General features: G+C 71.5%; 17 protein-coding genes. 10 read left to right on the top strand and 7 right to left on the bottom strand.

Going from position 1 to position 17,289, the window contains the following annotated elements:
• Positions 1–42: 42 nt before the first annotated feature.
• Both DEIPH_RS14115 and dnaX read right to left on the bottom strand, forming a co-directional pair.
• Complete coding sequence (locus DEIPH_RS14115) at positions 43–1,686, bottom strand: glycoside hydrolase family 10 protein (protein WP_235183255.1); 1,644 nt, start codon at positions 1,684–1,686, stop codon at positions 43–45.
• A gap of 81 nt (positions 1,687–1,767) precedes the next feature.
• The gene (dnaX, locus tag DEIPH_RS14110; protein ID WP_034359248.1) at positions 1,768–4,029 is read right to left on the bottom strand and encodes a DNA polymerase III subunit gamma/tau; all 2,262 of its coding nucleotides are present in this window, start codon (positions 4,027–4,029) and stop codon (positions 1,768–1,770) included.
• Between the two features lie 327 nt (positions 4,030–4,356).
• Here dnaX and DEIPH_RS14105 point away from each other — a divergent pair, with 327 nt between their 5' ends.
• The 4 genes from DEIPH_RS14105 to DEIPH_RS14090 all read left to right on the top strand — a co-directional run bounded on the left by DEIPH_RS14105 (position 4,357) and on the right by DEIPH_RS14090 (position 7,782).
• Positions 4,357–5,577 (top strand): CinA family nicotinamide mononucleotide deamidase-related protein, encoded by a 1,221-nt coding sequence (locus tag DEIPH_RS14105; RefSeq protein ID WP_034359246.1) that lies wholly within the window; start codon positions 4,357–4,359, stop codon positions 5,575–5,577.
• The gene (thpR, locus tag DEIPH_RS14100; protein WP_034359244.1) at positions 5,574–6,350 is read left to right on the top strand and encodes an RNA 2',3'-cyclic phosphodiesterase; all 777 of its coding nucleotides are present in this window, start codon (positions 5,574–5,576) and stop codon (positions 6,348–6,350) included. The genes DEIPH_RS14105 and thpR overlap by 4 nt, the downstream gene beginning before the upstream one ends.
• A complete protein-coding gene (recA, locus tag DEIPH_RS14095) occupies positions 6,347–7,426 on the top strand; it encodes a recombinase RecA (RefSeq protein WP_034359241.1) in 1,080 nt (359 codons plus the stop codon). The genes thpR and recA overlap by 4 nt, the downstream gene beginning before the upstream one ends.
• Before the next feature lie 137 nt (positions 7,427–7,563).
• Positions 7,564–7,782: a type II toxin-antitoxin system prevent-host-death family antitoxin gene (locus tag DEIPH_RS14090; RefSeq protein WP_034359239.1), complete on the top strand. Its 219-nt coding sequence runs from the start codon at positions 7,564–7,566 to the stop codon at positions 7,780–7,782.
• 181 nt (positions 7,783–7,963) lie between these two features.
• Here the strand turns inward: DEIPH_RS14090 and DEIPH_RS14085 are convergent, their stop codons facing one another.
• Both DEIPH_RS14085 and DEIPH_RS14080 read right to left on the bottom strand, forming a co-directional pair.
• On the bottom strand, positions 7,964–8,542 hold the full coding sequence (locus DEIPH_RS14085; protein WP_034359236.1) for a biotin transporter BioY: 579 nt from the start codon (positions 8,540–8,542) through the stop codon (positions 7,964–7,966).
• Positions 8,539–9,507, bottom strand: coding sequence for a bifunctional biotin--[acetyl-CoA-carboxylase] synthetase/biotin operon repressor (locus DEIPH_RS14080; protein WP_034359234.1), 969 nt, complete (start codon positions 9,505–9,507; stop codon positions 8,539–8,541). The genes DEIPH_RS14085 and DEIPH_RS14080 overlap by 4 nt, the downstream gene beginning before the upstream one ends.
• Before the next feature lie 145 nt (positions 9,508–9,652).
• On the opposite strand from DEIPH_RS14080, the gene DEIPH_RS14075 reads away from it, so the two are divergent.
• The 6 genes from DEIPH_RS14075 (at position 9,653) to DEIPH_RS14050 (ending at position 13,394) form a co-directional block, all read left to right on the top strand.
• Complete coding sequence (locus tag DEIPH_RS14075; RefSeq protein ID WP_034359232.1) at positions 9,653–10,057, top strand: Fur family transcriptional regulator; 405 nt, start codon at positions 9,653–9,655, stop codon at positions 10,055–10,057.
• Between the two features lie 41 nt (positions 10,058–10,098).
• Positions 10,099–10,752, top strand: a complete 654-nt coding sequence (locus tag DEIPH_RS14070) for a hypothetical protein (RefSeq protein WP_034359230.1) — start codon at positions 10,099–10,101, stop codon at positions 10,750–10,752.
• Positions 10,753–10,881: 129 nt separating this feature from the next.
• Positions 10,882–11,574, top strand: coding sequence for a MarC family protein (locus DEIPH_RS14065; RefSeq protein ID WP_051517400.1), 693 nt, complete (start codon positions 10,882–10,884; stop codon positions 11,572–11,574).
• A gap of 53 nt (positions 11,575–11,627) precedes the next feature.
• Entirely contained in the window at positions 11,628–12,197 is a 570-nt protein-coding gene (locus tag DEIPH_RS14060; protein ID WP_051517399.1) for an HNH endonuclease, read from the top strand.
• A 95-nt stretch (positions 12,198–12,292) separates the two neighbouring features.
• Entirely contained in the window at positions 12,293–12,856 is a 564-nt protein-coding gene (locus tag DEIPH_RS14055; RefSeq protein ID WP_034359226.1) for an HD domain-containing protein, read from the top strand.
• Positions 12,857–12,977: 121 nt separating this feature from the next.
• Entirely contained in the window at positions 12,978–13,394 is a 417-nt protein-coding gene (locus tag DEIPH_RS14050; RefSeq protein WP_034359223.1) for a hypothetical protein, read from the top strand.
• A gap of 175 nt (positions 13,395–13,569) precedes the next feature.
• On the opposite strand, the gene DEIPH_RS14045 is transcribed toward DEIPH_RS14050, so the two are convergent.
• From DEIPH_RS14045 to DEIPH_RS14035, 3 genes are read right to left on the bottom strand one after another with little or no spacing between them, the layout of a single operon-like run.
• Positions 13,570–14,028 carry a response regulator gene (locus tag DEIPH_RS14045; protein ID WP_034359221.1) on the bottom strand — a complete coding sequence of 153 codons (459 nt, stop codon included), beginning with the start codon at positions 14,026–14,028 and terminating at the stop codon, positions 13,570–13,572.
• A 5-nt stretch (positions 14,029–14,033) separates the two neighbouring features.
• Positions 14,034–16,364, bottom strand: coding sequence for a PAS domain-containing sensor histidine kinase (locus tag DEIPH_RS14040; RefSeq protein WP_034359218.1), 2,331 nt, complete (start codon positions 16,362–16,364; stop codon positions 14,034–14,036).
• Positions 16,365–16,376: 12 nt separating this feature from the next.
• Positions 16,377–17,042, bottom strand: a complete 666-nt coding sequence (locus tag DEIPH_RS14035) for a response regulator transcription factor (protein ID WP_034359216.1) — start codon at positions 17,040–17,042, stop codon at positions 16,377–16,379.
• Positions 17,043–17,289 lie beyond the last annotated feature (247 nt).

Raw genomic sequence — 17,289 nt, 5'->3', positions numbered from 1 at the left:
GGGGAAAGACGGGAGGCGCACCCTTCCCCGGCCCGCGTCCGGTCAGGGCCGGCCGCTCGCCGCCGGTTGCATGTCCCGCACCAGCAGGTCGGGGTAACGGATAACCCCCGTCTCGGGCACGGGTTCGGCCCAGCGCTGGCCGCTGACACGCACCTCGACCGGGCCGGGGGGCAGGTTCAGGAAGCCGTAGTGGCCGCCGCCGTCGGTGGTGGTGCGGGCGACGACCTGCCCGTCACGCACCGCCTCCACCGGCCGGCCCCCGGGGGTGAGGGTGCCCACCACGCGCCCGATCAGGCCGCGCACCGTGGGGGGCTGGGCCTTCCAGGGCAGGGGTGTGGCGAGGGGACCGCCGGGAGCCGTCAGGACGGCCCGAATGGCGGTCAGGCCCTGCGGGGTAGTCTGGCGGGTGCCGTACACGTCCAGCGTGGGGGTGCGGTAGGAGTACCCGACCCAGCCCAGCCCCGACCCCACCGTGCGGGCCGCCTGCGAGGCGATCACGGCGGGGGGATTGAGATACAGGGCAGTGCCGCCCGCGACCTCCGCGCCGCCCCGGACGCTGGCGGCAAAGGCGTTCCAGCCGTCCAGCCACGCGCCCTGGTCGCCCACCGCGTCGCGCTTGTAGTTCATCAGGACGTTCAGGTCCAGCAGGCCGTCGCGCATCCAGGTGGGCCAGTCCTGCAACACGTCGCTGTAGGTGCGGGTCTTGCGGAAGGCCGCGAGGTCGCCGGGTGCGGGCGGCGGGCCATAGGTGATGGTCGCGGCACTCACCCAGGCGGTGGGCCGCACGGCCTTGACCTCCAGGGCGATGCGGCGGACGAGTAGCGTGACCTGCTCGCGCTTCCAGTTCTGCCAGCGCGCGTCGGTCGGGGCGGGTGTGCCGCGCGCGCCCGTCTCGGCGCGGTAGCGGGCCAGGGTCTTGGGGTCGTAGCCCCAGGCCCCCCCGTCCGGATACCGGATACGGTCGAGCTGCACGCCGTCCACCGCGTAGTTCTGCACCAGGCTGACCACGCCCGCCACCATGAAATCGGCGGCGGCGGGAATCGCGGGGTCCAGCCAGCCGTCCGCGCCCTCCTGCCAGGACCCGTCGGGGCGGCGCGACAGCCACGACGCCGCGCCCGCGTTCGGGCCGTGCTGCCGGGAGACGTGGGCACGGTTGGTATTCGGCACCTGCGTGTTCGAGGCGCCCGTCACGCTGACCCAGGCGATCACCCGCATGCCCCGCGCGTGGGCCAGCCGGGTCACGATGGTGAGCGGATCGAAGTTCTTCTCGAAGTCCGCGTCGGTGATGGGCGGCAGCGCCGAGCGCAGGCACAGGCAGTCACCCCGGCGGATCGCCTGCACGAACAGCGTGTTCACGCCGAGCCGGGCGGCGTCCTCGACGGTCTGCTGCGCCTGCGCGCGCGTCTTGAGGCCCGGCCCGAAGGCGTCCACCCACAGCCCCCGCACGCCACTGATCGGCTCAGGAGCGGGCGTGGGCGCAGGCGCCAGCACCGCCGGGGCAACCACCGCAGCGACTGGCGCCACTGGGGCCGGGGCCACTGGGACTGGAGTCACTGGGACTGGCGCCACTGGGACTGGGGCCGCCGGGGCCGGAGGCGCTTCCGGAACAGGAACCGGGGCGGCCGCGTTCGCCAGCGGGACGAGCGTCAGGACCAGCAGCGCGGCGAGGAAGGGAGAGGTCTTCACGGTGTGGGGGCAGGGTAGCGCAGGGGGCGGCGGTCAACGTGAAGGGCCAGGCTCCACCCGCCGGGGGGCAGGGCGCCGGGGCTACGCCTCGGCATCCTCGCTCTCGCCCTCGGCGGCGGCCGCCGGCTGGGGATTGCGGTTCTTGCCGATCTCGCGCACGCGGCCAGAGAAGCGCCCCTTGATCTCCTCGTACATGGGGTGCGAGCGGATATCGCCGGGGCGGGCCGGGGCCGCCGCCTGCGCCGCCGGGCGGGGGTCAGGCCGGGCAACCGGGACAGGCCGGGCGGGCACGGCGTCCGCGAAGGGAGCGTCTTCCAGGGTGGGGGGCGGTCCCTCCACCGCGCCGCCGATGTCCCCCCAGTCGGGTTCCTCGGTGATGGCTTCCACGATGTACAGCTCGCGGGCCGCGCCGCTGGGCGGCAGCCGGTCCCCGGCCTGCGCGTCGGCGGGCGCGGGAGGCGGGTCGGCGGCGTGGTCGTCATCCCAGGGGGCAGGCCGCGAGTCGGGCAGAGGCGCGGGGGCCACGTCGTCCGGGCTGGGGGGCGGCGCGGGGCGCAGGGGGGCGGGCGCGGGGGCATCGAGGGTGGCGGTGGCCGTGCGGGGTGGCCGCTGGGCCTGCGGTGCGGCGCGGCCTTCAACGGGCGCCCGCTCCAGGGGTTCGAACGCCGGGCCGCGCGCCGTGTTGCCCGCGCTCCGGGGCCGCGCGGCAGGCTGGGGAGCGGAACCTTCCGGGGCCGCCTGCGGCTGGGCACGGGCGAGGACAGGGCCAGCGGGGGCGGCCGGCGCAGGCGCGGGCACGCCGCCCCCGCCCCCGCCGCCATCCGGCCCCCGTCCCCCCAGGGTCACCCGGCGGTTGCCCTCCGGCGTGAACAGCTCGAAGGTGACCGGGCCGAAGACCTTCAGGACCAGCGCCGCCACCTCGTCGAACTTGCCGGCGATCTGCTTGGCATGAAAAGCGTTCTTCTCGTCGTAGGTGAGGCTGACGGAACCGGGTTCGGCATGCATCCGGGCGGGCTTCAGGAAAGCGCGCAGCTGCATGCTGGCCTGCCGCGTCACGTCGGCCCAATTGCCCTGGACCTCGGCGGGTGCGGCGGGCACGGGCGGCGCGGCACGGGCCGGAGCCTCGCCGGACGTGGCCGCAGGCGCGCGCCGTCCCCCCGGCTCGAAGGCGGGCACCTCGTTTGCCGGGGCCGCCCTCGCCCCTCCTGCCCGCAGCCCCGCCAGTTCCTTTTCCAGCCGGTTGAGGCGCTGCGCCACATCGGCAGGAACGCTGGCCGGGGCCGCCACACTGGCCGCCGCCCCTCCCTCGCCCGCCTCGGCGGCGAGGAGCGCGTGCGTGAGGGCCAGTTCCAGGCTGAGCTGGTCCGCCGAGCGGGCGAAGCGGGCCTCCTGGGCGTCCAGCGCGGCCTGGAGCTTGAGCAGCCGGGGCACGTCCGCACCTTCCAGGGCCTCGCCCTCCAGGCCCAGCTCGGCGTGCAGGGCGTCCGCGAAGGCGGCCACCAGCCCCTCGACGACCGTGCGGGCCGCGAAACCCTCCCGGTACAGTTCGGCGGCCCCGGTGATCGCCGCGCCCGCGTCGCCCAGCACCAGCGCCCCCGCAATGCCGCGCACGCGCTCGCCGGGCGGCAGCCCCAGTGCGTCTTCTACCCCGGCGCGCGTGACCGCCGTGCCCGCCGCCAGCATCCGTTCGAGCAGGCTCTCGCCGTCGCGCATCGCGCCGTCGGCCAGCCGCCCGATCAGGTGCAGGGCCTCCGGCTCGGCGCCCAGGCCCTCGCGGGCAGCCAGGCCCGCCAGTTTTCCGGCGATCTCCTCCGGGGTCAGGCGGCGGAAGCGGTAGTGCTGGCAGCGCGAGAGGATGGTCGGGATGATCTTTTCCGGCTCGGTCGTCGCCAGGATGAAGATGACGTGGCCCGGCGGCTCCTCCAGCGTCTTGAGCAGCGCGTTGAAGGCCGCGCGGCTCATCATGTGCGCCTCGTCAAGGATATAGATCTTCTTGCCGCCGCGCATGGCCGCCAGACCGACCTTCTCGCGCAGGTCGCGCACGTCGTCCACGCTGTTGTTGCTGGCCGCGTCGATTTCCAGCACGTCGGGGTGCGACCCCGCCCGCACCGCCAGGCAGCTTTCGCATTCGCCGCAGGGCTTCGGCGCAGGCCCGGTGCAGTTGGCGGTCATGGCGATCAGGCGGGCGGTGGTGGTCTTGCCCACGCCGCGCGGCCCGCTGAACAGGTAGGCGTGCCCCACCCGGCCCTGTTCCAGCGCGGCCCGCAGCACGTCCTTCACGTGTTCCTGGCCCACCACCTGATCCCAGTTGACCGGGCGGGCACGCTGGTAGATGGCGCTCATGGGTGCACCTGCGGTGCGGGGTGCGGGCTGTGGACTGTGGGCTGTGGGCAAAGACAGGGGACCGACCCACTCACCACGGACCACCCACCACGGACCACTGACCTCTTCACCCGGCCAGTGTACCGGGACCAGGTCCGGCGCGCGGTGAGGCAGGCACAGGGCAGGTGGTGAGGGCAGGCTGGGGCCTTCAGAGCTTTCCTCAACCCCGTGAACCCGGAGAAAAGCGGCCTCATCCCGCCCGCGCCACCCCCTCCCCAGCCCCTACACTTTGGGGGTGATCCCACTGGCATCCTGTTTCGGTATCGCCTATACTCAGGCGAGGTTGTTATGCTTCTAGCAGAAATTATCAGCGTGGGGACGGAGCTGCTGCTCGGCGAGATCGTCGACAGCAACGCGGCCTTTCTCGCGCAGGAACTCGCGGCGCGCGGCGTGACGCTGCACCGCAAGACGGTGCTGGGCGACAACCTGAACCGGGTCTCGGACGGCCTCCGGCAGGCCCTTTCCCGCGCCGATCTGGTGATTCTCGGCGGCGGCCTCGGCCCCACCGACGACGACCTGACGCGCGAGGCGATCGCGGCGGTGCTGGGGGAAACGCCGGCAGAAGACCCGGAACTGCTCGCGTGGCTCGAAGGGCTGTATGCCGCGCGGGGCCGCGTCATGCCGCAGTTGAACCGCAAGCAGGCGTGGCTGATTCCCAGCGCGGAGGCTCTGTCCAATCCGGTCGGCACCGCGCCGGGCTGGTTCGTGCAGACGAACGGCAAATGGATAGTCGCGCTGCCCGGCCCACCCCGTGAGATGCAGAAGATGTGGCGCGAGCAGGTGCTTCCCCGCCTGCCGCTGCCCGACCATGCCCTGTCCGCCGTGACCATCCACACCCAGGGCATCGGGGAGAGCAACCTGGCGGAACTGCTGGGCGACCTGACGAAAGGGGCCAATCCCAGCGTCGCCACCTACGCGCGCCGGATGGGTGTGGACGTGCGCGTGGCGGCAAGTGCCCCCACCGCCGCAGAAGCGCAGGCCCTCGCCGCTCCCGTGCTGGACACCGTGCGGAACAAGCTGAACCGCTGGACCTGGGGCGAGGACGGCGACACGCTGGCGGGCGCCGTGACCTCCACCCTGGATGGCCGGACCCTGGGCGTGATCGAGGCCGGAAGCGGCGGTGCCCTGTGTCTGCTGCTCGCGGGTGAGCCGGGCTTTCTGGACGCCGCCGTGACAGTGGACCACGCGCGGCTGATTACCCTGGGCCTGACCCCCGTCACGCTGCGCGACGCCGGGGTGGTCAGCGAGGCGGCGGCGCGCGAACTCGCGGCGGGCGCGCGCGAACACCTCGGCGCGGAGGTGGGGCTGGCGGTCGTGACGGCGGCGGGCGGGGAGGGGGCCGGACAGACCTTTGTCGCCCTGAGCGCCGAGGACCTGGAGGAGGTGGCGGGCGTGAACTGGCCCGGCGACCCCGCGCAGATCCGCGAGCGGGCTGCCGTGGCCGCCCTGGCCCTGGCCTACCGCGCCCTGCGCCTGCCCCAACCCGGTGAGGAAGCGGGGGGCGCATGACGAAGATCCGGAAGACCCCCCGGCCGCCGCTGAAGCCGGTGAAGAAGGTCGAGGCCGCCGCGCCAGCCGGGAGGGGGCCAGCCGAGAGGGAGGCAGGCAGGAGGGAGACAGCCGAGGTGGTCAGGGCAGCCCCGACCTCCCCCGCGCCCCGCGCCCCGCGCCCCTCCGCCCCTGAGGACCGCACCCTGCGCCTCTTCTTTGCACTGAAGGTTCCCGGCGACGTGGCGACGCCGCTCGCGGAAGCCCAGCGGAATCTGCGGGGCAACTGGCGGGCGGTGCGGGCGGACCAGTTTCACGTCACGCTCGCCTACCTGCCCACCGTGCCGCCGGAACGGGTGGACGACCTCAAGCGGCTGGGCGCACGGCTCACGGAAGACCTCGCGCCCATGCAGGTCAGGCTGCGCGGCACCGGGTACTTTCCCAACGAGGGCAGCCCGCGCGTCTGGTTCGTGAAGGTGGAGGCCGAAGGCCTGGACGCGCTGGCGGCGGCCCTGCGCGACGGCATTCACGCCCTGGGCCTGAAGACCGACGACCTCCCCTTCAAGGCCCACATCACGCTGGCGCGCAAGAAAGGCCCCGCGCCGCGCGTGCCGCCCCTCACCTTCGAACTGGGCTGGCAGGCGGGGAACGCTGCCTTGATTCGCAGCACCCTCCGTAAGACCGGCCCGATCTACGACACCGAAAGCACCTTTCGCCTGCGGGGCACAGAACCTGAACACGCCCCACAACCCGCCCCCCACAGCCCACCCCCCACTCCAGAGGAGACGCCATGAGCAAGGACAACCCCAAGGACTTCGGCACGCCCGGCGACAGCAAGGAACGCACCAAGGCCATCGAGATGGCCATGACCCAGATCGAGAAGGCGTTCGGCAAAGGCTCGATCATGAAGCTGGGCGCCGAGAGCAAACTCGACGTGCAGGTGGTCAGCACCGGCAGCCTCAGCCTCGACCTAGCGCTGGGCGTGGGCGGCATTCCGCGCGGCCGCATCACCGAGATCTACGGCCCCGAGTCGGGCGGTAAGACCACGCTGGCCCTGAGCATCATCGCGCAGGCGCAGAAGGCGGGCGGAACCTGCGCCTTTATCGACGCCGAACACGCGCTCGACCCGGTGTATGCCCGCAGCCTGGGCGTCAGCACCGACGAACTGCTGGTGTCGCAGCCCGACAACGGCGAGCAGGCGCTGGAAATCATGGAACTGCTGGTGCGCTCGGGCGCCATCGACGTGGTCGTGGTGGACTCGGTGGCCGCCCTGACGCCCCGCGCCGAGATCGAGGGCGAGATGGGCGACAGCCTGCCCGGCCTCCAGGCCCGCCTGATGTCTCAAGCCCTGCGCAAGCTGACCGCCATCCTGTCCAAGACTGGCACCGCCGCCATCTTCATCAACCAGGTGCGCGAGAAGATCGGCGTGATGTACGGCAACCCCGAGACGACCACGGGCGGGCGGGCGCTGAAGTTCTACTCCTCGGTCCGTCTGGATGTCCGTAAGATCGGCCAGCCGGTCAAGCTGGGCAACGACGCGGTGGGCAACACCGTGAAGGTCAAGACCGTGAAGAACAAGGTCGCGCCGCCCTTCAAGGAAGTCGAGCTGACCCTGATGTACGGCAAGGGCTTCGACCAGCTCAGCGACCTTGTGACGCTGGCCAGCGACATGGACATCATCAAGAAGGCCGGTTCTTTTTACTCCTATGGCGACGAGCGCATCGGCCAGGGCAAGGAAAAGGCCATCGCCTACATCGCCGAGCGCCCCGAGATGGAACAGGAAATCCGCGACCGTGTGCTGGCGAGCATCAAGGAAGGCCGGGTGGGTGAAGTGCCCGCCGTAGCGACCGTCCCCGCCGTGGCGGAATGAGCGCCTAGGCTTCAGGAACAGCCAGCGTCCCTGCCCCCGGTGGGCGGGGCGTTTTGCTGTTCTGGCCGGGTGAGTAAGGAAAGCGAGAGGGCCGGCATGTCAGCCTGGGAGCCATATCCTTTTCTGGAGGTCTTCCGATGAATCCATCCCGCGCCCCCTGGCCCTACGCCGCCGCCCAGGAACACCTCAGCGAACTGCTGGAGCGGGCCGCCGACGGCGAGCCGCAGCGGATCGTGCAGCCCGACGGCAGCGTCATCGTGGTGCTGGCCACCCGCACCTCGCAGGGCGTCAAACTGGTCCGCAGCACCACCGTCAGCCTCGCCCATCCCACCGGGAGCAGCGAAGCGGACGAGTAACACGCCCCCCGCCATTTCCCCTAGCCTCCACCTCCACCTTTCGGCGGATGCCGCCGCCCCCGCTGCCGGCGCAGACTGGGCGCACGCTTCGGGCGGGGCTTCCGCACGGGACGCATCGACAACCCGCCCGAAGAAGAAGCCCCCACCCGAGTGAAGGTGGGGGCATTTCCGCGCTGTGGCTTTACCGCTTCCGGGCCAACGCCCACGCCCCCGGCAGCAGCAACGCCGCCAGCCCGATCTTCAGGCCGTCGCCCAGCAGGAAGGGCGTCAGACCCGCCGTCAGGAGCGCCTGCCCCTTCAGGCCCGTCACCAGGCCCAGCCAGGTCAGGCCGAAGGCGTAGATCACCACGCTGGCGGCCAGCATGGCGAGGGCGGCCCCCAGGGGCCTGCGGTCCAGCGCGTACCGCTGCACCAGCCAGCCGACCAGGGCGGCGGCGAACACGTAGCTGAGGAGGTAGCCACCCGTCGGACCGGCGAACTTGGCAAGGCCCGCGCTGCCCCCCGCGAAAACGGGGAGGCCCGCCGCACCCGCCAGGAGATACGTACTCAGGCTGGCCGCGCCGCGCTTCCAGCCCAGCGCCGCGCCCACCAGCAGCACCGCGAGCGTCTGGAGAGTGACGGGCACGGGCTTCAGCGGCAATTCGACCTGGGCGACGAGGGCGACCAGCGCCGCGCCGCCGAGAATCAGCAGCACGTCACGGGCGAGGCTGGGCGCAGGCGCGAGCGTGCGGGCGAGGGTGGGGTGCGTGGCTTGCGTCATGGGGTGTCCTCCTGTGGACGGTCCTGCGGGGCAGGGGCTGAGGGGGCGAGGGAGCCGATGAGGTGAACGTCGCCCGCGTGGGCGGTGACGACAGAGCCTTCCGGCGTGCGGATCAGCAGGCTGCCCTGTGCGTCGAGGTCGAGGGCGGTGCCGGTCAGGTCGCCGCGCGGCGTGGACACCCGGACCTCGCGGCCCAGGGTGACGTTCACGGCCCGCCACGCGTCCAGCACGGCTCCGGGCGGCGCGGCGAGCCAGCGTTCGAGTTCCGCCAGAATCCGGGCCAGCAGGGCCGCGCGGGTCAGGCCGGGCGTGAAGGCGGAGAGCCAGGCGGCCCCCTCCGGCGCGGCGCTGACGTTCACGCCGATGCCCAGGACCGCCCGCCGCGCCTCCTCGCCGCGCAGGTCGGCTTCGAGGAGGATGCCCGCGAGCTTGCGCCCGCCCGTGCCGTCTGGAGGGGGGGCCAGCAGGTCGTTGGGCCACTTCAGGCCGCCGACGCCGCAAGCAGCTCGCAGAGCAACCCCGGCGGCCAGCGGCATGAGCGCCAGCTCAGGTAGGGCGAGGGGACCCCCCAGCAACACGCTGAAGACCAGGGTGCCGCCCGTGGTGTCCCAGACCCGCCCGCGCCGCCCGCGCCCGGCGGTCTGCCGCTCCGCGACGACCACGGCCCCGTGGGGCGCAGGGTCGTGCGGATCGTCGGCCCAGGCACGGGCCTCGTCCTGCGTGCTGCCGACGGTGCCCGCATAGCGCAGGGCCTGCCCGAAGGTACCCGCGACCGGCACCAGCCCCGGCGCGGGCGTGCCCGGTGCCAGCGCGTACCCGCCGCGTGAGGTCACGACCGGCACGCCCTCCTCTGCCAGCCGCCGCGCGAGGGTGTTGACCGTCACGCGGTTGACCCCCAGACGGAGGCCCAGGCTCTCCCCGGACTGGGGCCGGTCGGTCAGCAGCGGAAGCAGGCGGGCGGGCACGTTCAGTGTTCTAGTGGATTTGCTGAACGAAGGCAATGGACCGGGTCCAGAGGACCGGAACTCCGCCCGCCTGCACCGGCCCCACCACGACAGAACCGTGATCCCCGCGTCAGGCCCGCCGCAGGGCGTCTGCTATCCTCGCGCCATGACGATGGTGCGGCAAACCCGGCAAAGGCAAGCCGTGATCGAGGTGTTGCGCGCGTCGCGGGAGCACCCCGACGCGGCGTGGATTCATGGGCAGGTGCGCGGCACGCTGCCCAGCGTGAGCCTGGGGACCGTGTACCGCACGCTGGACGCCCTGGTCCGCGACGGCGTGGTCGTGACCATCGAGCGGGCCGGACAGGCGACCCGCTACGACTACAAGCACGCGGGCGAGGACCACCACCACGCCGTATGCCGGAGCTGCGGCGCGATCTTCGATGTGGACGCGGGCGCGGTGCCTTCTATCCCGGCGGCGGCCCTCCCGGCGGGCTTCCAGGTGACCGAGGTGCGCCTGGAGTTCATGGGGGTGTGCCCCGGCTGCGCGGCGGACCACACGCCCGAAGGCTGACCGCCCGGTTTGTCCTGCGCCCGCCGCGCTAGCCTGCCCGCATGACCGCGCCTGCCCCCGCCGCCCCCCGCCCCGCCCTGTTTCCCCCCTTTCTGCTGGGGTGGGGCCTGGGAACACTGCTGTTCCTGCTGGTGCGGACGGCCGGCCTGGCCCTGCTGAATGACCCCTGCCGGGGGCGGGCGGTGCTGGCCCTGCTGGTGCCGCTGGTGCTGGGACCGGGCGGCCTGGCCTTCACGGCCTCGAACTGGGGGCGGCCCCGGCGGGCGGCGCTGGGCCTGGGGCTGGTGGTGGCGTCCTTCCTGCCGGCACTGGCGGTGGGCGCGCGCGATATCGGCGTGCTGCGGGCCACCGGCTGTGCGGGCGGCTACATCATCCTGGCCCCGGCGGGGGGCAGCTCGGTGTCGGAGGTCAACGTGCGGGCGGGGGACACGCTCGACCTCACCCTGAGGGTCGGGGGGTATACGCCGCAGTCACATCCTGGCCCCTTCGCCCTCTCCACCGCGAGCAGCGCCCCCGGCATCACCCTCACGCTGCCCCGCCGCGAGGCCGCAGCGGGCGAGGTCGTGCCCCTGCGCGTGAACGTGGCTGCCAACACCCCGCCGAACACCTACACCGTGGGCGTGCAGGGCGTGCAGCGCCGGGACACCCGCAGCTTCGAGGCGGTGGGGACCCTCAGCGTGAATGTGCAGCCCTGACCTCCCTTCCCCCGGCGGCGGCCCCTTCCGGGAGGCGCAGCGGGCAGGCCGAGCAGGTAGGCTGGGCAGCGTGAACGTGGCCGAACTGTCCAGCATCCGTCGCCAGACTTTCCTGACGGGAGGGGACTCATGACGGCCCTGGGACCCGAGCTGATCGCCATGATCTCGCAGACTTTCCTAACGATGCTGGTGGTGATGGACCCCATCGGCCTCGCCCCGATCTTTATCGGGCTGGCCGGCAACCGCCCCAGCTTCGAGCGGCGGCGCATGGCGCTCAAGGCGTCCCTCGTGGCGGGCGCGATCATCCTGCTGTTCGGGCTGTTCGGACGCGGCCTGCTCGACCACCTGGGCATCAGCCTGAGTGCGTTCCGGATCGCGGGCGGCATCCTGCTGTTTCTGATCGCGCTGGATATGGTTTTTGCCCGCCCCAGCGGCAGCAAGGAAACCCCGGAAGAGGAACAGGAGGCGCAGGAACGCCAGGACATCAGCGTCTTTCCGCTGGCGATTCCGCTGATCGCCGGGCCGGGCACGCTCGCCAGCATCATGATTCTGGCCGGGGACGCCCACGGCAGCCCGGCCCTGCTGGTCGCGGTCTTCGTGGTGACCTTCGGCGTGCTGCTGCTGTGTTACCTCGCCCTGCGGCTGTCGGGGCAGATCGCCCGCGTGATCGGCGTGACGGGCGTCCACGTGGTCACGCGCGTGCTGGGCGTGCTGCTGGGGGCGCTCGCGGTGCAGTACGTCGCCGACGGCGTGCTGGAGTTCCTGCACGTGGGCACCCAGTCCTGGCTGCGGCCCGCGCTGAGCACTGCCGGGCTGGCCTGAAGGGGACCACTAAGCCACCTGACGCAACATTCGCTTCACACGCACGCTCTAAAATGCGTCTCGTGAACCCGTTAGCGAGCGTGACGAGAGAGGAGGCGCGCGGGCTGCGCGTGGTGCCCGACCTGAATGCACCGCGCGTGCTGGTCCTGAACGCGTCGTACGAACCCCTGCACGTGACGAGCGCCAAGCGCGCCATCACGCTCCTCCAGTACGGCGTCGCCGAGGTGTTGGAAGTCAGCGCCGACGTGGTCCGCTCGCCCTCGACCATCCTGCGCGTGCCCAGCGTGATCCGGCTGCGGCGCTACGTGCGCCGCCCGCGGGTGCACCCGGTGCCGTTCAACCGCCGCAACGTGCTGCGCCGCGACACCTTCGCCTGCCAGTACTGCGGCTCGGAAGCCGACCTCACCCTCGACCACGTGCTGCCGCGCTCGCGTGGGGGCCGGCACAACTGGGAGAACGTGATCACGGCCTGCCGGGCGTGCAACCAGCGCAAGGGGAACCGCACCCCCGACGAGGCCGGGATGCCACTGCGCTCCCGGCCTCGCGCGCCCACGTTCGGCGTGTACGCCCACGGGCAGTTTGCCCACTGGCAGCCGGAGTGGGCGCGGTACATCCAGGGCTAGCCCGGCGGCCAGGCACAGCGAGCGGGAGCGGCTGGCCCCCCCGCTGGCTGTTCTCCGGTCTGTAGCTTTTACACTGCGGCTTTATACACTGCGGCATGAACCGCGAGCAGGCTTACGCCCTGATGCTGGAACACACGCCCTCCGAATCGCTGCGGCGGCACATGCTGAACGTGGAAGCCGCAATGCGCTGGTATGCCTGCCACTGGGGCGAGGACGAGGAACTCTACGCCGTGGCGGGGCTGCTGCACGACTTCGACTATGAACTGCACCCCGAGGAGCATCCGGCCTGGGGCGTGGCCTACCTGCGCGACCACACGGACACGCCGCCCGAGGTACTGGACGCGATTCTGGGCCACGCGGCGTTCACCGGCACCCCCCGCGAGACGCGGCTGGCGAAAACGCTGTTCGCCGTGGACGAGCTGACCGGGCTGGTGCAGGCGGCGGCCCTGATTCGCCCCGACCGCGACGTGCGGCAACTGGAACTTTCCAGCCTGAAAAAGCGGTTCAGGAACCGGGCCTTCGCGGCGGGGGTCAACCGGGAAGAGGTGGAGCAGGGGGCGCGCGAACTCGCGGTGGACCTGGACACCCACCTGAACAATGTGCTGACCGCGCTGCAAGCGGCTTCAGGGCAGACCCAGGAGGCCACCGCCGGGCCGTGACGCGGCCGGGCGCCTTCAGCACATGAAGGACTCATGGAGGTAGTGCTCAGCGTGGAGCCATGTGCGCCGCCCACACTGTGGGCAATTCACCCGTCACTCTCGGGCGACCCAAGGAGTTCCTATGAACAAGACCCTGTTGACCCTCGCATTGATCTTCGCTGCCCCCACCGCCCTCGCCACCGCGCCCACCTCCGGCTACATGCAGGTGCAGGACACCAGCACCACCGGCACCGACACGACCGGCACGACCGGGGCCGACGCCAACGACGGCGCCGCCGAGCAGGCCGGTGCGGCCGTCGATCAGGCCGCCCAGAACACCACCGACGCGGTGAACAACGCCGTGGACCCCAACGGTGACGGTGTGGTCGATTCCAACAACGACGGTGTGGCCGATACGCGCCAGTTCCCGTGGGGCCTGCTGGGTCTGCTGGGCCTGTTCGGCCTGATGGGCCGCAACAAGCCCGTGCCGGTGGTTCACCCCGGTACCCCGGCGGCAGGCACCACCTACACCAGCACCACCACGACCGACCGCCGCTAACCCCTTCAGCGCTGCCACGTCCCCGCCGTCAGGTCCGGGGACGTGCTTTTGTCTTCTCATACGAACTCCGATTGAATCGTTGACGGAGTGATTCAATCCGAGCGGACGCGAGAAGGAGAACAGACGGGTTCCGGAAGTCAAGGAATCGGACGGAATCCGTATCAGGCCCGTGTGTTCAGACCCGGGGCGGAAAACGGACGAAAGTCATCCAGAAGTCCTCGAAGGCGCGGATGGCCTGGAGGAAGTTCTCGAAGCCGACGGGTTTGACGACGTAGCCGTTGGCGTGCCGGGCATAGGACCCGCGCACGTCGTCTTCCGACTGGCTGGTGGTCAGCATGACGACCGGGATGGTGGCGAGCGCAGCGTCGGCCTTGATCTCGGCCAGCACTTCCAGGCCGCTTTTGCGCGGCATGTTGATGTCCAGCAGGATCACGTCGGGCCGGGGCATCCCGGCATATTCGCCCTCGCGGCGCAGGAAGCGCAGGGCCTCGACGCCGTCGCGGACCACATGCACACGGTTGGGAACGCGGGCGTCCGCGAAGGCCTCCTGGGTCAGCAGCACATCGGGTTCGCTGTCCTCGACAAGCAGGATTTCGATCAGGGGCTGGGTGGGGGTCAGGGATTCGGCAGGCATAGGGATCAAGGGGTGGGGCGCTGCGGAGACGGCTGTGGGGACGGGAAGGGCTGAACGCTGAGGGTCAGGTGGAAGGTGGTGCCCTCACCGGGAACAGAGCTGAGGGAGAGCATACCGCCGTGCTGCTCGGCGATCTTGCGGCAGATGGCCAGCCCCATGCCGTTGCCCGGGTAGGCTTCCCGGCGGTTCAGCCGCTGGAAGATCGCAAACACCCGCTCATGGTACTCGGCGGCGATGCCGATGCCGTTGTCCTGCACCTCGATGCTCACCTGCTGGCCCTCCTGGCGGGCGGTAACCCGGACCTGCGGGGGAACGCCCTCGCGGGAAAACTTCAGGCCGTTGCCGATCAGGTTCGTGAACAGCTGGACCAGCAGGCCGGGATGTCCCCACACGGTCTGGGGCGTGTCCCAGGTCAGGGTGCCGCCCACCTCCCGCAGGGTGCCTTCCACATTCTGCGCTGCTTGGCGCAGCACCTCGGCCAGCGGGGTGGGCTGCGGTGAGGTGCCCTGGCGGCCCACCCGCGCAAAGCCCAGCAGGTCCTGGATCAGGCTCCGCATCCGGCCCACGGCGTCCTGCATGAACTCCAGATACTGGTCGGCGCGGGGGTCGAGCTGGCCCTGGTAGCGCTTGGCGAGCAGTTCCGCGTAGCTGCCCACCGTCCGCAGGGGTTCCTGAAGGTCGTGGCTGGCGACGTAGGCGAACTGTTCGAGTTCGCGGTTGCTGCGCTCCAGATGGGCGACGGCACTTTCCAGCTCGGCCTGGGCGCGCACCCGCGCCGTCACGTCCTGGAACATCACGACCGCGCCCGTCACCCGGCCCTCGGGGTCCCGGGTGGGCGAGACGACGTAGGCGACCGGCACCGGGTGGCCCTGCGCGTGCCAGAACACGTCCTCCTCGCGGCGCCGGGCCTCGCCGTCTTGCAGGGTCTGATGAACCGGGCATTCGGCCAGCGGGTAGTCGCGGCCATCGGCATGGTGATGGTGGATCAGGGCGTGCTGCGGCGAACCGATCAGCCGCTCGACGCTGTATCCCAGGATGCGCGCGGCGGCGGGGTTGGCAAAGGTCGTGCGGCCCGAGGCGTCCAGCCCGAAGATGCCTTCGCCGGCAGCGGTCAGCAGCAGGGTGGAAAAGCGCGTGAGTTCGGCCAGTTCGCGCGTGCGGTCCTGCACCCGCGCTTCGAGTTCCGCGTTCAGGGTGCGCAGGTGGTCCTCGGCGGCCTTGACCGCGCTGAGGTCCTGATTGACCCCGACCCACTCGCGCACGCTGCCGTCCGGATTGACGACCGCCACGCCGCGCGCCTCCATGGGCACATACACGCCGTCCGCGCGGCGCAGCCGGTATTCGACCTGATAGGGAATCCGGGACTCCACGGCCTGCTGCCACGCGTCCAGCGTCATGGCGCGGTCGTCCGGATGCACGGCCTCCAGCCAGCCCGCGCCGCTGTACCCGGCCTCGCTCTGGCCGGTAAAGGCCGCCCAGGTGGGCTGCGGCCCCAGCAGTTCCCCCCCGGCGGTGGTGACCCACACGATCTGCGAGGTCGCCTCAACCAGCGAGCGGTAGCGTTCCTCGCTGGCCTGCATCTGCTGACGCAGCCGCCGCTCTCCGGTCACGTCGGCAAAGACGGTGGTGACCTGCTTGGGCCGGGCCGCACCGGGCGCACGGCGGGGCAGGGCGGTCACGTTCAGCCAGCGGGTCTCGTCCGCGCCGCCCTCCCCGGCCTCCGGCACCACCACACCCAGCGGCACGTCCCGCACGGCCTCGCCGGTCTGGAGGGCATGGACGGTGGGCAGCGTTTCCGGTGGGAAGGGCCGACCGTCCGGGTGGACCAGGTGCCAGCGCGTGTCGGCCGGGGCCTGCCCGGTCATCTGCGCCAGGCTGAGGCCCAGCAGGTCCTGCCCGGCGGCGTTGGCCGCCAGCACCCGGCCATCGGCGGCCTGCACCAGCATCCCCAGCCCCAGGCCGTCCATCAGTTCCTCGGCCACCTCCAGCGGATGGCGCGTGTCGCGCAGGTGCAGCAGCACCCGGCCCGGCCCGGCGGGCGTGAGCGTGGCGAGGGCGGGCGCCTGGCTGCCGCGCAGCACGACACTCTCGCGGACGGTTTCCCCCCGGCCCGCCCGCGCCGCGGCGTTGGTCAGCAGGCGGGCCGTCCCGGGCGGAAACAGGGCCTCCCAGGCGCCCGGCGCGGGCAGGTCGCCCAGGCACTCGTGGGCGGCGGCATTCAGCCAGGCGGCCTCCCCGTCCAGCAGCAGCACCGGGTCGGGCAGCGCCGCCAGCAGCGGCCTGAAGTCCACCGCCGCGAAGGCGTCCGGCAGGGGCGGGGAAGCCTGCTCCAGCATCAGCCGATCCCCTTAGCCGCGCAGGGCGTACCCGACGCCGCGCACGGTCCTCAGCAGGCCGTAGCCGTCGAGGTCGCGCAGCTTGGCGCGCAGGTTCGCCATATGCACGTCCACCACGTTGCTGCCCTCGGGCAGGCGGCCCTGCCAGATTTCCTGACCGATCTCCTGGCGCGAGTACACCCGGCCCGGCTGACGGATCAGGAGCGCCAGGATGTCGAATTCCTTGGGCGAGAGGCGCAGTTCTTCCGCCTTGTAGGTCACCAGGCGCTTTTGCGGATCGAGGGTCAGCTCGCCCATGCTGAGGCTCTCGCTGATGCGCTGGCGCAGCTGCACTTTCACGCGGGCCAGCAGCTCGTCGGGGTGGAAGGGCTTGATCAGGTAGTCGTCGGCCCCCAGGCCCAGCAGGCGCACTTTTTCGTCCACCGTGTCGCGGGCGGTCAGCACGATGATCGGCACGGCGCTGTTCTTGCGCAGCCGCTGCACCACGTCGCCGCCGTCGAAGTCGGGCAGGCCGAGGTCGAGCAGGATCAGGTCGGGGTGGTCTTCACGTGCCCGGATCAGACCGTTCATGGCGGAGTCGGCATGTTCGACCGCATACCCCGCGTCCGTCAAGTCCAGCCTCAGCACGTTGGCAATGTCGAGGTCGTCCTCGATCACGAGAATCCGTTGGGCACTCACCCCTTCATGATACCTGCCTTCACAGCAGCTTCATACGGGCGCGGCCTGCCCTGTCCTGGTGGGCGACGGGGACGGGGGGGCCTGTGCTACCCTGGGGAAACTGCGCCTCACGCCCTCTCTGGGCCGGGCGACACAACCCGTCTCCACTGGCTCATTCATCTGGCTCTTTTTCCGCTCTCTTCACCGGGCCGCGTCCCTGGGCGCAGCCACATCCCCCATTCAGAACGCACCGCTCTTGACCCGGGAT

Source organism: Deinococcus phoenicis (assembly GCF_000599865.1).
In the GTDB taxonomy this organism is placed as follows: domain Bacteria; phylum Deinococcota; class Deinococci; order Deinococcales; family Deinococcaceae; genus Deinococcus; species Deinococcus phoenicis.
Note: the sequence above shows the minus strand (reverse complement) of the source record. Positions and strands in the feature narration are given on the sequence as shown.

Bases quoted from the DNA above. Each gene is read 5' to 3' on its own strand.
- dnaX (WP_034359248.1), bottom strand. From the start codon at position 4,029: ATGAGCGCCATCTACCAGCGTGCCCGCCCGGTCAACTGGGATCAGGTG.
- DEIPH_RS14105 (WP_034359246.1), top strand. From the start codon at position 4,357: ATGCTTCTAGCAGAAATTATCAGCGTGGGGACGGAGCTGCTGCTCGGC.
- thpR (WP_034359244.1), top strand. From the start codon at position 5,574: ATGACGAAGATCCGGAAGACCCCCCGGCCGCCGCTGAAGCCGGTGAAG.
- recA (WP_034359241.1), top strand. From the start codon at position 6,347: ATGAGCAAGGACAACCCCAAGGACTTCGGCACGCCCGGCGACAGCAAG.
- DEIPH_RS14090 (WP_034359239.1), top strand. From the start codon at position 7,564: ATGAATCCATCCCGCGCCCCCTGGCCCTACGCCGCCGCCCAGGAACAC.
- DEIPH_RS14085 (WP_034359236.1), bottom strand. From the start codon at position 8,542: ATGACGCAAGCCACGCACCCCACCCTCGCCCGCACGCTCGCGCCTGCG.
- DEIPH_RS14075 (WP_034359232.1), top strand. From the start codon at position 9,653: ATGACGATGGTGCGGCAAACCCGGCAAAGGCAAGCCGTGATCGAGGTG.
- DEIPH_RS14070 (WP_034359230.1), top strand. From the start codon at position 10,099: ATGACCGCGCCTGCCCCCGCCGCCCCCCGCCCCGCCCTGTTTCCCCCC.
- DEIPH_RS14065 (WP_051517400.1), top strand. From the start codon at position 10,882: ATGACGGCCCTGGGACCCGAGCTGATCGCCATGATCTCGCAGACTTTC.
- DEIPH_RS14060 (WP_051517399.1), top strand. From the start codon at position 11,628: ATGCGTCTCGTGAACCCGTTAGCGAGCGTGACGAGAGAGGAGGCGCGC.
- DEIPH_RS14055 (WP_034359226.1), top strand. From the start codon at position 12,293: ATGAACCGCGAGCAGGCTTACGCCCTGATGCTGGAACACACGCCCTCC.
- DEIPH_RS14050 (WP_034359223.1), top strand. From the start codon at position 12,978: ATGAACAAGACCCTGTTGACCCTCGCATTGATCTTCGCTGCCCCCACC.
- DEIPH_RS14045 (WP_034359221.1), bottom strand. From the start codon at position 14,028: ATGCCTGCCGAATCCCTGACCCCCACCCAGCCCCTGATCGAAATCCTG.
- DEIPH_RS14040 (WP_034359218.1), bottom strand. From the start codon at position 16,364: ATGCTGGAGCAGGCTTCCCCGCCCCTGCCGGACGCCTTCGCGGCGGTG.